The following is an 11,773-nucleotide window of genomic DNA, read 5'->3' as shown; positions in this document are numbered from 1 at the left end:
TCAATTAAAACTGCAGATCCCAGGCACGGCGGATCACAGTTTCAATTGAAACTGCGGGGTGGTTCCCAGCGGAGGGCGAACCAGAGCTCCATGCGGGTTTCCGGGTCGGCGAGGTCCGCGCCGAGGGCTCGTTCGGCCTGGCCGATGCGGTGGCGGACGCTGTTGCGGTGCACGCCGAGCGCAGTTGCCGTGCGCTCCCAGTTGCCGTGGTGGGCCAGCCAGACGCGCAGGGTGTCCCGGAGGCCTCCGGGTTGCCGGTCCGGGTCCAGCGCGAGCAGGGGAGCGAGGACTTCGGTGGCGAATGCGCTGGCCGCGTCGGACGGGACCATTGTGGACAGTCTGAGGTCGGAGTCGGCGACCACCGGGCGGCCGAGGGATTTGGCCCGGTCCAGGAGGTTCTCGACCTCCCGCACCGCGCTGGGCAGGGAGTCGGCCCGGTGCTGTCGGCTGACCACCGGCAACCAGCCCTGGTCGCGCATTCCGGAAAGGAGCTCCGGGGCGGGCGGGACGTTGACGATCGCGGTGAACCCGCCGTCGGCGAGCTGGACCAGCGGGGTGCGCAGGTGGGTGCTCAGCCAGTCGTGATCAGCGGCGTCGTCCGCCGCACGCCGTCGCACCGCGGTCCCCGCGACCACCCGGTATTCACCACCGGGGAGGAGCCGGGTCAGCACGTCTTCGGGCGGGCCGTCGTGCAGCAGAAGCGCAGTGGTGGCCGCGCTCAGCGGCGCGTCCTTCGCGCGACCGGCCAGCCCCAGCAGTCCGGCGCCGACCGCGACGATCGCCCGCTCGGTGGCGTCGAAGCGCCGCCGGCGGCCGAGGACGAGCAGGTGCGAAGCCGTCGCTTGCGGCGAAACAGGTTGTGCCAGCAGCGAAGTCCCGTCCGGGAGCTCGGTGGTCGCGCTGCGGATCCCGCGTCCTGCGCGCAGTTTCGCCAGCAGCTCCGACACCTCGGCCGGCCACTGCGCGGGCGCGCCGTGCTCGGCCACCGGCTCGTCGTGCTGCCCGGCCAGCGCTGCCCACGCGTCCAGCTGCTGCGCGAGCTCCCGCACCAGCGGTCGAAGGCCTTCGGCCGCGGCCTTGATCAGCGCTTCGCGCGCCACCGCGACCCGCCGCTGGTCGCGTTGCGCGGCCTCCGCCAGCGCCACCGCAACCGCCCGGTTGATCGCCAGGAACGGCGTCCGGGGCGGGACCACGAGCAGCGGCAGGCCGTGCCGCACGCACGCCTCGCGCAGGGCGTCCGGCACCGCTTCGTGCATCGGAGGCGTCACGCCGAAGCCGAGAGCCGTGATCCCGGCACCCAGCAGGCCGAGGACGTAGCGCTCGACGTCTTCCGGTGCGGTGGCGAAGTCGACGCCTGCCGTGAGCAGCAGTTCGTCACCCAGCAGGTACGGGCCCGGATCGCGGAGCTCGCTGACGTGCGCCCAGCGGACCGGGCGCTCCAGCGCGCCGGGGCGGAGGCTGTCGGCCACGACCTCCAAGGCCAGCCCGGCGTCCTCGACGACCGCGCGCAGCGGGATCGCGAAAGTCATAACGACCACAGCGTACGTCGAACTGGGACGGATCGTCCCATGTCGCCCCGGTGGACGCGGGCCTACGGTTTCCGGAAACAGCGGTGCCCCAGCTCACCGCCGTTCGGGGTGAACCCCGATGACCTGCACGTTCTGCACGAGGAGGCCGCCGTGGTCGGTGACTACGCGGTGATCGCGATCTACATCGCCGGGATGATCGGCATCGGCTGGGTCGGCATGCGGCTGGCCCGCACCAAGAGCGACTACCTGGTCGCCGGGCGCCGGCTCGGCTGGTTCATGTACTCCGGGACGATGTCGGCGATCGTGCTCGGCGGTGCGTCCACCATCGGCGGCATCGGGCTCGGCTACACGCACGGCATCTCGGGCGCCTGGCTGGTGCTGACCATCGGGCTGGGCATCCTCGCGCTGCACGCGTTCTTCGCGCGGCGCCTCGTGAAGCTGCGGGTCTACACCGTCTCGGAGATGCTCGACCTGCGCTACGGCGGCTCGTCGACGGTGATCGCCGGCGTGGTGATGTGGGGCTACACGCTGATGCTCACGGTCACCTCGACGCTGTCGTTCGCCACCGTCTTCCACGTGCTGTTCGGGGTGTCCAGCGCGGTCGGCATCGCGATCGGCGGTTCGATCGTGGTGCTGTACTCGGTGCTCGGCGGCATGTGGTCGATCACGCTGACCGACATCGCGCAGTTCGTCATCAAGACCATCGGCATCCTGCTGGTCCTGCTGCCGATGGCGCTGTTCGCGGTGGGCGGCTTCGACGGCATGGCGCAGCGGGTGCCGCCGGACTTCTTCGACCTGACCAGCATCGGCGGCGCCACGATCGTCACCTACGTGCTGACCTACGGTTTCGGCCTGCTCATCGGCCAGGACATCTGGCAGCGCGTGTTCACCGCGCGCACCCCGCGGGTGGCGACCGGCGGCGGTCTGGTCTCGGGCGTGTACTGCCTGGTCTACGGCTTCGCGGGCGCGCTGATCGGGATGGCGGCCAAGGTGCTGTACCCGAACCTCGGCAGCGCCGACGACGCGTTCGCCACCATCGTGTCCAACCTGCTGCCGACCGGTGTCCGCGGCCTGGTGCTGGCCGCCGCGCTGTCGGCGCTGATGTCGACCTCCAGCGGCGCGCTCATCGCCTGCTCGACCGTGACCACCACGGACGTCCTGGGCAAGCTGCGCGGCAAGTCGGGGGAGGCGGACCTCAAGACCAACCGGATCACCACCCTCGTGCTCGGGGTGCTGGCGATCGTCGTCGCGATGCTCGTCAACGACGTCGTCTCCGCGCTCACCGTCGCCTACAACATCCTGGTCGGCGGGCTGCTGGTGGCGATCCTCGGCGGCCTGGTGTGGAAGCGCGGCACCCGGGCCGGCGCGCTGACGTCGATGGTGGTCGGATCGGTCGTGGTGATCATCTCGATGGCGGTTCACGGACTGCTCGCCAACGAGCCGATCTACTACGGTCTCGGCGCGAGCCTGGTCTGCTACGTGGTGGTCAGCCTGCTGACCCCGCGCACCGACCCGGCCGTGCTGGAGACGTGGAACGAGCGCATCAGCGGCGCGCAAGCCGAACCCGCTGGTCAGTCGTCGTGAGCACTTCGGGGCGTTATGGCACCCCGAACTGCTCACGAGACCTGGCCAGGCACGACTGGAGGAACTGAATGATCGGCAGCAGGATCGGTGGCGACCTGGTCGTCGAGACGTTGCGCGCGCTCGGCGCCGACACCGTGTTCGGCCTGCCCGGGCAGCACGCGCTGGGTCTCTTCGACGCGCTGCGCCGAGCTCCGGACCTGCGGCTGATCAGCTCCCGAGTGGAGAACAACCTGGCCTTCGCCGCCGACGGGCACGCCCGCGCCCGGCTGGCCGCCGATCCCGCGGGCCCGGTGCCGGTCACGCCGATGATCGTCTCGACCGGTCCGGGAGCGCTGCTGACGCTGGCGTCGCTGCAGGAGTCGCGGGCCTCCTCGGTGCCGGTGCTGGGCATCTCCAGCCAGGTCCCGGCGGCCGGGCTCGGCGGCGGGAGGCACGGCTACCTGCACGAACTTCCCGATCAGCAGGCCAGTTTCCGCGACGTGGTCAAGTCGGTGCACGTGGCACGCACGGCCAGCCAGATCCCCGGTGCGCTGCGCGAGGCATGGGAATCGGCCGCGACCGCGCCGTACGGCCCGGTGTGGGTGGAGATCCCGCAGGACGTCCTGCTCGCCCCCGCCGGACTGCCCCCGATCACCTCCGCGACCGCGCGACCGGCGTCGCTGGAACCGCTGCCGGAGCTGATCGACGAAGCTGCGCGGCTGCTCGCCGACGCCGAGAACCCGGTGATCCTGGCCGGCGGCGGCGCGGCGCGCTCGGGTGCCGGGGCTGAACTGCTGGAGCTGGCCGAGGCGCTGCGTGCGCCGGTGCTGAGCACGTTCGGCGCCAAGGGCGTCTTCCCGTGGGAGCACCCGCTGTCCGGGCAGTCGTGGATGGAGGACTGGCACAGCACGGAGTTCCTCGCCGACGCCGACGTGCTGCTGGTCGTCGGCTCCGGACTCGGCGAGCTGACCAGCAACTACCACCGCTTCGCGCCGCGCGGCCGGCTCGTCCAGATCGAGGCCGACGCGGGCAAGCTCGAATCGAACCACCCGGCGCTGGGCATCCACGCCGACGCCAAGCTCGCCCTGTCCGCACTGGTGGACCGGGTCCCGCGACGCGAAGCCGACGGCCGGGCCGAGAAGGCGGTCGCCGACCTGCTGGAACGGGTGCGCGCCCGGCTAGCGGCGCAGGACCTGGAGCTGGAGCAGCGGATCCTCGGCGAGGTCCGCGCGGCGCTGCCCGAGGGCACGCCGAGCTTCTGGGACATGACGATGCTCGGCTACTGGGCCTGGTCGGCCTGGAACGCCGACGGCGCGCCGATGCACACGGCGCAGGGCGCAGGCGGTCTCGGCTTCGGCCTGCCCGGAGCGCTCGGCGCGGCGGCGACCGGTCGTCCGGCGCTGGCGGTGTCCGGCGACGGGGGAGCGATGTACGGCATCGCGGAGCTGGCCACGGCGGTCCAGCACCGGCTCGACGTGACGTGGCTGATCGTCGACGACGGCGGTTACGGCATCCTCCGCGAGTACCTCACCGGCACCTTCGGCGAATCCACCGCCACCGAGCTGGCCCGCCCGGACTTCGTCGTCCTGGCCTCGGCTTTCGGCGTCCCCGCGGTCGAAACGACCCCGGACCGCCTCCGCCAGGACCTGGCCGACGCCTTGAACGCTCCGGGTCCGAGCGTCGTGGTCCTCCCGCAGCACCTCCGCCTGTTCGCCCCGACCCACCTCGACCAGGACTGACGGAAACCCGGTCGGCCGCGCGCATCGGATCTAGCATGGTGCGTCGCGGTCGACCCGACCGCGCGGGCGGAAGGACCCGGGCATGGCGTACGCGGTTCGACCTCTGGACGCCTCGACGTGGACTGCGTTCGCCGAGCTCGTCGAGCGCAACAACGGGATCTTCGGCGGCTGCTGGTGCCTCGGCTTCCACCCGGAGCGCGGTCAGCGGGGGAGCGTGCGCCGCGAGATCAAGGAAGAACGGGTCCGCAGCGATCGCGCGCACGCCGCGCTCGTGCTCGACGACGACGGACTGGTGCAGGGGTGGTGCCAGTACGGCAGCCCCGAGGAGCTGCCGGGCATCAAGCACCGGCGCGAGTACGACAAGGACGCGCCACCGCTCCCGGACTGGCGGATCACCTGCTGCTACGTCGACCCGAAGCACCGCGGCCAGGGCATCGCGCGAGCTGCGCTCGGCGGCGCGCTCGACCAGATCGCCCGGGCCGGTGGTGGTCTGGTCGAAGCGATTTCCGAGGTGACCACCGGCCGCGAGTCACCGGCCCGGTTCCTGTTCAGCGGGACAGTCGAGCTCTTCGAGCAGTTCGGCTTCGCCCGCGGGCGGCAGGTCGGCAAGCACGCGTGGCTCGTCAGCCGGACCGTCGACCTGGTGTGATCAGGGGATTGCGGCTTCGATCCGGTCGAGCTGGGCGGCGAGGAGCTCTTCGAACGCGTCGCGGCGGTCGGCTCCGACCGGGCGGATGTCGCGGCCGTAGTAGGCCAGCGCGGGGAAGCGCTCCGGATCCGCGCCCAGCACCGCGACGCGGAACAGCTCCATGCCCTGCTCGTGCTCCTCGGGCGTTCGGGTGCTGACCCCCGCATCGGAGGCGATCAGCGACACGATCAGGACCGCGATCCGGTGGTAGTGCGCCGGGATCTCCTCATCGGGCAGGCCTGACGCCCGCAGCGCTTCCAGCACTTCTTCGATGACCATCCGGGAACCGGTGCCGCCCGAGGCGTAGCGCCCCCAGATCCCGGCGAGCTGCGGCTGCTGCCCGAAGGCGTCCCGCAAGCGCAGGGCCAGGGTGGTGATGCGCTGCCTCCAATCGCCTTTGGGGAGGTAGCCGTCCATGGCGGTGGTGAGGATCCGGTCGGCCACCGCGCGCAGCAGATCGGTCTTGTTGCGGAAGTGCCGGTAGAGGCTGGAGGAATCGGTCCCGAGCGCTGCGGCGAGCTTGCGCACGCTGAACGAGTCGGCGTCGCTCGTGCGGAGCAGCTCCGCCGCCGTGTCCAGGATCTCCTCGGTCGACCAGCGCCTTCGGCCCGTCATCTCGCCCCTCTCGTCGGAGGCCCAGCATAACTGATGCACTTGCTGTTGCACGCGGTGCGTGCATAATGGCGGCACTGCTTGCTGAGCGGTCCGCACCGGGCGGACGAGAAGGGGGCGTGCGCCGTGACGAAACCACTGGATCCCGCCGAGTTGAACGCCGCTGTCGAGAACGTCCACCGCGCCGGGGTGCCCGGCGTGTTCGCCGAGGTGCGCGCCGGAGACCAGGTTTGGCGCGGCGCGGCCGGCGTGGCCGATGTCGACACCGGGCGTCCGATCACCGCCGACATGCGGCACCGCGTCGGCAGCATCACCAAGACCTTCACCGCCGTCGCGGTGCTGCAGCAGGTCGAGGCCGGCCGGATCGAGCTGGACGCGCCGATCGGCCGCTACCTCCCGAATCTGGTTCCGGGGGAGCGCGGTGACGCGATCACGGTCCGGATGCTGCTCAACCACACCAGCGGACTCGCCGAATACCTCCCGGTCGCCTACCCGTCGCTGAAGGCGTTCCCGGACCTGGCGGGCACCACGCCGCAGAGCCTGGACGACCACCGGTTCACGCGGTTCGACGCCACCGAGCTGATCGAGATGGGGGTGACCTCGCCCGCCGTCGGCTCTCCGGGCGGCACCCCGGGGGTGTACTCCAACACCAACTACCTGCTCCTCGGCGAACTCCTGCAGCAGGTCACCGGCACCCCGGCGGCCGAGCACATCACCCGGAACGTCATCGAGCGCGCCGGGCTCCGGCACACCGAGCTCCCCGCCGAGCCGCGCATCAGCGGACCGCACTCCCGGCTCTACGAGTCCTGGTTCGGCATGATCGACCCGCCCCGCGACTACAGCGTTTTCGACATGTCGTGGGTGGGCCCGGCGGCTGCACTGGTGTCGACCGTCGCGGACCTCAACCGTTTCTTCGGGCTGCTGCTCAACGGCGAACTGGTCAACCGGTCCTCCCTGGCCGAGATGCAGCGCACCAACCCGGTCATCTCCCAGGAGGGGGAGGTGATCGACTACGGCCTCGGCCTGCACCCGATGAACGCTCCGGGCCAGGACACCTTCTGGGGCCACGGCGGCACGGCCTGGGGAGCCGGTGCGCTCACCATGATCCGAGCCGACGGCGAGCGCCAGATGTCGGTCGCGGTCAACCTGCAGCGCTGGAACACCCTCGACGCCACGGGCAAGCCGAAGCCGCACCCCATCGACGACGCCCTCAAAACCCTCCACCACCTCGCGATGCACGGCGGGTGATCACCGGGGCCCCGGGTCCGGAGGTTCGTGGTTTCGGACACCCCGGGTCGCTTCGGCTGGAGTTGTGCAGGGACGATGGGGGGACGATGAAGCTCACCGACCACCTCCCCGCGACCGACACGCCCGACCCCGATGAACTGCTCGAGGCGTTCGTCTCCTGGACCACCGATCAGGGCATCGAGCTCTATCCGGCGCAGGAAGAGGCGCTGATGGAGGTGGTGACCGGGGCGAACGTCATCCTGAGCACCCCGACCGGCTCCGGCAAGAGCCTGGTGGCCACCGGCGCGCACTTCACCGCGCTGGCCGCGGGCAAGCGCAGCTTCTACACCGCGCCGATCAAGGCGCTGGTGTCGGAGAAGTTCTTCTCCCTCGTCGACGTCTTCGGCGCGGAGAACGTCGGCATGATGACCGGCGACAGCAGCGTCAACGCCGATGCCCCGATCATCTGCTGCACTGCGGAGATCCTGGCCAACATCGCGCTGCGCGACGGCGAGCTCGCCGACGTCGACCAGGTCGTGATGGACGAGTTCCACTTCTACTCGGAGCCCGACCGCGGCTGGGCCTGGCAGGTGCCGCTGCTGGAGCTGCCGCGCACCCAGTTCGTGCTGATGTCGGCCACCCTCGGCGACGTCACCTTCTTCCAGAAGGACCTCACCCGGCGCACCGGGCGCGAGACCGCGGTGGTCACTTCCGCGGAACGGCCGATCCCGCTGACCTTCCGCTACGCGAAGACGCCGCTGCACGAGACGATCGAGGAACTGCTGGCCGGGCAGCAGGCCCCGGTCTACGTCGTCTACTTCAACCAGGCCTCCGCGCTGGAGCAGGCGCAGGCGCTGATGAGCGTCAAGGTCGCCAGCCGCGAGCAGCGCGACCAGATCGCCGAGGCGATCGGCGACTTCCGGTTCACCGCAGGGTTCGGCAAGACCCTGTCCCGGCTGGTCCGGCACGGCATCGGCGTGCACCACGCGGGCATGCTGCCGAAGTACCGGCGGCTGGTCGAGCAGCTGGCGCAGGCCGGGCTGCTGAAGGTCATCTGCGGCACGGACACGCTGGGCGTGGGCATCAACGTGCCCATCCGCACCGTGCTGATCACCGGGCTGACCAAGTACGACGGCGTGCGCACCCGGCACCTGAAGGCGCGCGAGTTCCACCAGATCGCCGGTCGCGCCGGCCGCGCGGGCTACGACACCTCCGGGTACGTGGTGGTGCAGGCGCCCGAGCACGAGATCGAGAACGAGCGGGCGCTGGCCAAGGCCGGGGACGACCCGAAGAAGAAGCGCAAGGTGGTGCGCAAGAAGGCGCCCGAGGGCTTCGTGTCCTGGAGCGAGAAGACCTTCGAGAAGCTGGTCGGCGCCGAGCCGGAGCCGCTGCGCTCCAGCTTCACCGTCAACCACGCGATGCTGCTCAACGTCATCAACCGCCCCGGCGACGCGTTCGCGGCGATGCGGCACCTGCTGGAGGACAACCACGAGGACCGGCCGACGCAGCGCCGCCACATCCTGCGGGCCATCGCGATCTACCGCGCGTTGCTGGCCGCCGACGTCGTCGAGCAGCTCGACGAGCCCGACGAGCAGGGCCGCCGGGTGCGGCTGACGATGGACCTGCAGTTCGACTTCGCGCTCAACCAGCCGCTCTCGCCGTTCGCGCTGGCCGCCATCGAACTGCTCGACGTCGACTCGCCCAGCTACCCGCTGGACGTGCTGTCGGTCATCGAGTCCATTTTGGACGATCCGCGGCAGGTGCTGTCGCAGCAGCAGTTCAAGGCCCGCGGCGAGGCCGTCAACCAGATGAAGGCCGACGGCATCGAGTACGACGAGCGGATGGAGCTGCTCGAGGAGATCACGCACCCGAAGCCGCTGGCCGACCTCCTCGACGCCGCCTACGAGACCTACCGCAAGGGGCACCCGTGGGTCGGCGAGCACGAGCTGTCGCCGAAGTCGGTGGTGCGCGACATGTACGAGCGCGCGATGAACTTCGTGGAGTTCGTCAACCACTACGGGCTGGCCCGCTCGGAAGGCCTGGTGCTGCGCTACCTGGCCGACGGGTACAAGACGTTGCGGCACACGGTGCCCGACGACGCCAAGACCGAAGAGCTCACCGACATCATCGAGTGGCTGGGCGAACTCGTGCGCCAGGTCGACTCGAGCCTGCTCGACGAGTGGGAGAAGCTGCGCCACCCCGGTGCCGAGCCCGCCGCCGTGATGCCGGTGGACGAGGGGCCGGAGCGGATCACCGCGAACAAGCGGGCCTTCCGGGTCCAGGTGCGCAACGCGCTGTTCCGCCGCGTGGAGCTGGCGGCACGTCGCCGCTACGACGAGCTCGGAGAGCTGGATGGCGACAGCGGCTGGGACGCCGAGGCCTGGGAAGACGCGCTGGAGGAGTACTTCGAGCAGCACGAGGAGATCGGGGCCGGCCCGGACGCGCGCGGCCCGGCGCTGCTGATGATCACCGAGGAGTCGGACCGCTGGCTGGTCCGGCAGATCTTCGCCGACCCCGACGAGGACCACGACTGGGGCATCAGCGCGGAGGTCGACCTCGCCGCCTCCGACGAAGCAGGCACGGCCGTCCTGCGCATCACCGACGTCAACCAGCTCTGACCCGCTCGCGCCATTTCCCGGCTCTGGACGGTGGCGCAACGGGTGGGGCTGGCCTACCATCCGGGCGAGATCGGCCAGCCCCGTCGGGAGGAGCCCCGCGATGCCGCAGACCGTCGTTGTCGGCGTGGACGGATCGGACGAGTCGGTACGAGCCCTGCGCTGGGCCGCCAACCAGGTCCGGGAGGTCGGCGGGATCGTGCACGCGGCCATGGTCTGGCACCAGCCGGTCCAGTTCGGCTACCGCCTGCCGACCCCGGACAGCGAGCTGGAGGACCGGGCGCGCAAGTCCCTGGACGCAGCGGTCGACAAGATCAAGGGCGAGTTCCCGGCCGTCGACCTCCGGGCCCGGCTCATCCGGGGCCACGTCGTCGACGAGATGGTCGGCCTCTCCAAGCAGGCGGACATCCTGGTGGTGGGCAACAAGGGCCACGGAGCCTTTACCGGCATGCTCGTGGGTTCGGTGGCGCTGAAGCTCGTCCACCACGCGGCCTGCCCAGTGGTGGTCGTCCGCTGAGCGCGTTCAGGTCCGGCCAGCGGGGAGTTCTGCGGTGAGCAGCGTGCCGACCTCGGTGAGACCGCGCGCCTCGGAGTTGAGCTCCCGGCCGTAGCGCTGGGCGACGGTGGCGAGCTCGTCGCACTCGACTGCCCAGCCGAGCTCGGCGAGCAGGACGTCGGGTGCGGGGCGGTTTTCGTGGCTGAAGATTTCGTCCAGGCCCACGCCCCAGCTCTGCGAAGCGCTGACCGATTCCTCGTCGAGCAGCTGCTTCGTGACCAGGTGCTCGACCGCGATCCGGCTGCCCGGTGCGGAGTTTCCGGTGACCTCGTGCAGCAACCGCTGCTCGGTCGCGGCGTCGAGGTAGGGCAGGAGCCCTTCCGCGAGCCAGGCTGTGCGCAGCGCCGGGTCGAAACCGGCTTCGCGCAGCGCGGCGGGCCAGTCGTCGCGCAGGTCTGCCCCGATGGCGTGGCGGGTGCAGTTGGGCCGGGCGTTTTCGCCGGCGAGGACTTCGTCCTTGTACGCAAGGACTTTCGGCTGGTCGATCTCGAAGACCCGGACACCGGGAGGCCACGGCAGCCGGAACGCCCGGGTGTCCAAACCGGACGCGAGGACGACCGCCTGCTCGGTGCCGGCCTGGACGAAGAAGTCGTCGAAGTAGCGGGATCGCAAGCCGATGTAGTCGACGGCGTCCCGGAACCTCGGGTCGAAATCGGACTCGGCGGTCGGCACCGCTGCCCCCGCCGCGCGCGCCAGCGCGGCCGCGTACGGATCGTCGATCAGCCGTGCATCGCGCGCGGACTCCAACGCGCGGGCGGCGGCGACCATCAGCGCGGTGACCCCGACCCCGGACGAAACATCCCACTGCTCCTGCGACATGTGCATCCCCTCCGCCCGAACTGTGCCTCACCGAACGCCCGGAAACCACGGCTTCGCAGGAAGAAGTGCCGCACGTGCCAGCAAGATCACAACCCCTCCGCGACCCCGTTCAACCGGGTGGTGTCGATTTCGCGCGAGAGTGCCACCACCCGGTTGAACGGTCACTCGTGCTCCGGATGCGGACGCATCGGCTCCGCCGGGGGAGTCCGCAGTTTCAATTGAAACTGCAGTTTCAACGGAATTCGGGTGCCCGACACGCCGACACCTGTGGACAAGTCCGGCTCCCTGTGGAGAACTTCCGCAATTTCAATGGAAATTGGATGTCCAATTTCCATTGAAATTGCGGAGCCCGGAGCCCGGAGCCCGGAGCCCGGAGCCCGGAGCCCGGAGCCCGGAGCCCGGAGCCCGGAGCCCGGAGCCCGGAG

Annotated in this window: 9 protein-coding genes; 6 read left to right on the top strand and 3 right to left on the bottom strand. The window is 70.5% G+C overall.

Going from position 1 to position 11,773, the window contains the following annotated elements; translation table 11 throughout:
- Positions 1–41: 41 nt before the first annotated feature.
- Positions 42–1,529, bottom strand: a complete 1,488-nt coding sequence (locus ABTZ89_RS27045) for a PucR family transcriptional regulator (RefSeq protein ID WP_351049757.1) — start codon at positions 1,527–1,529, stop codon at positions 42–44.
- Positions 1,530–1,679: 150 nt separating this feature from the next.
- Between ABTZ89_RS27045 and ABTZ89_RS27040 the strand changes: the two genes are divergently transcribed.
- The 3 genes from ABTZ89_RS27040 (at position 1,680) to ABTZ89_RS27030 (ending at position 5,480) form a co-directional block, all read left to right on the top strand.
- Positions 1,680–3,113 (top strand): sodium:solute symporter family protein, encoded by a 1,434-nt coding sequence (locus ABTZ89_RS27040; RefSeq protein WP_270949036.1) that lies wholly within the window; start codon positions 1,680–1,682, stop codon positions 3,111–3,113.
- 68 nt (positions 3,114–3,181) lie between these two features.
- Positions 3,182–4,831, top strand: coding sequence for a thiamine pyrophosphate-binding protein (locus tag ABTZ89_RS27035; protein WP_351049754.1), 1,650 nt, complete (start codon positions 3,182–3,184; stop codon positions 4,829–4,831).
- Positions 4,832–4,913: 82 nt separating this feature from the next.
- On the top strand, positions 4,914–5,480 hold the full coding sequence (locus ABTZ89_RS27030; protein WP_351049752.1) for a GNAT family N-acetyltransferase: 567 nt from the start codon (positions 4,914–4,916) through the stop codon (positions 5,478–5,480).
- Here ABTZ89_RS27030 and ABTZ89_RS27025 read toward each other — a convergent pair whose 3' ends face one another.
- A complete protein-coding gene (locus ABTZ89_RS27025) occupies positions 5,481–6,134 on the bottom strand; it encodes a TetR/AcrR family transcriptional regulator (protein ID WP_351049749.1) in 654 nt (217 codons plus the stop codon).
- A gap of 123 nt (positions 6,135–6,257) precedes the next feature.
- Here ABTZ89_RS27025 and ABTZ89_RS27020 point away from each other — a divergent pair, with 123 nt between their 5' ends.
- From ABTZ89_RS27020 to ABTZ89_RS27010, 3 genes are all read left to right on the top strand, one after another.
- A complete protein-coding gene (locus ABTZ89_RS27020) occupies positions 6,258–7,379 on the top strand; it encodes a serine hydrolase domain-containing protein (protein WP_351049746.1) in 1,122 nt (373 codons plus the stop codon).
- Between the two features lie 86 nt (positions 7,380–7,465).
- Positions 7,466–9,976, top strand: a complete 2,511-nt coding sequence (locus ABTZ89_RS27015) for a DEAD/DEAH box helicase (protein WP_270949009.1) — start codon at positions 7,466–7,468, stop codon at positions 9,974–9,976.
- 100 nt (positions 9,977–10,076) lie between these two features.
- Positions 10,077–10,490, top strand: a complete 414-nt coding sequence (locus ABTZ89_RS27010) for a universal stress protein (protein ID WP_270949008.1) — start codon at positions 10,077–10,079, stop codon at positions 10,488–10,490.
- A 6-nt stretch (positions 10,491–10,496) separates the two neighbouring features.
- On the opposite strand, the gene ABTZ89_RS27005 is transcribed toward ABTZ89_RS27010, so the two are convergent.
- On the bottom strand, positions 10,497–11,348 hold the full coding sequence (locus ABTZ89_RS27005) for an SAM-dependent methyltransferase (protein ID WP_351049743.1): 852 nt from the start codon (positions 11,346–11,348) through the stop codon (positions 10,497–10,499).
- Between the last annotated feature and the right edge of the window lie 425 nt (positions 11,349–11,773).

Origin of the sequence: Saccharopolyspora sp. NPDC002686 (assembly GCF_040295745.1) — a bacterium.
GTDB classification, from domain to species: domain Bacteria; phylum Actinomycetota; class Actinomycetes; order Mycobacteriales; family Pseudonocardiaceae; genus Saccharopolyspora; species Saccharopolyspora oryzae.
Note: the sequence above shows the minus strand (reverse complement) of the source record. Positions and strands in the feature narration are given on the sequence as shown.

Excerpts from the sequence above, each read along its gene's own strand:
- ABTZ89_RS27005 (WP_351049743.1), bottom strand. The coding sequence starts at position 11,348 with ATGTCGCAGGAGCAGTGGGATGTTTCGTCCGGGGTCGGGGTCACCGCG.
- ABTZ89_RS27030 (WP_351049752.1), top strand. The coding sequence starts at position 4,914 with ATGGCGTACGCGGTTCGACCTCTGGACGCCTCGACGTGGACTGCGTTC.
- ABTZ89_RS27015 (WP_270949009.1), top strand. The coding sequence starts at position 7,466 with ATGAAGCTCACCGACCACCTCCCCGCGACCGACACGCCCGACCCCGAT.
- ABTZ89_RS27010 (WP_270949008.1), top strand. The coding sequence starts at position 10,077 with ATGCCGCAGACCGTCGTTGTCGGCGTGGACGGATCGGACGAGTCGGTA.
- ABTZ89_RS27025 (WP_351049749.1), bottom strand. The coding sequence starts at position 6,134 with ATGACGGGCCGAAGGCGCTGGTCGACCGAGGAGATCCTGGACACGGCG.
- ABTZ89_RS27035 (WP_351049754.1), top strand. The coding sequence starts at position 3,182 with ATGATCGGCAGCAGGATCGGTGGCGACCTGGTCGTCGAGACGTTGCGC.
- ABTZ89_RS27045 (WP_351049757.1), bottom strand. The coding sequence starts at position 1,529 with ATGACTTTCGCGATCCCGCTGCGCGCGGTCGTCGAGGACGCCGGGCTG.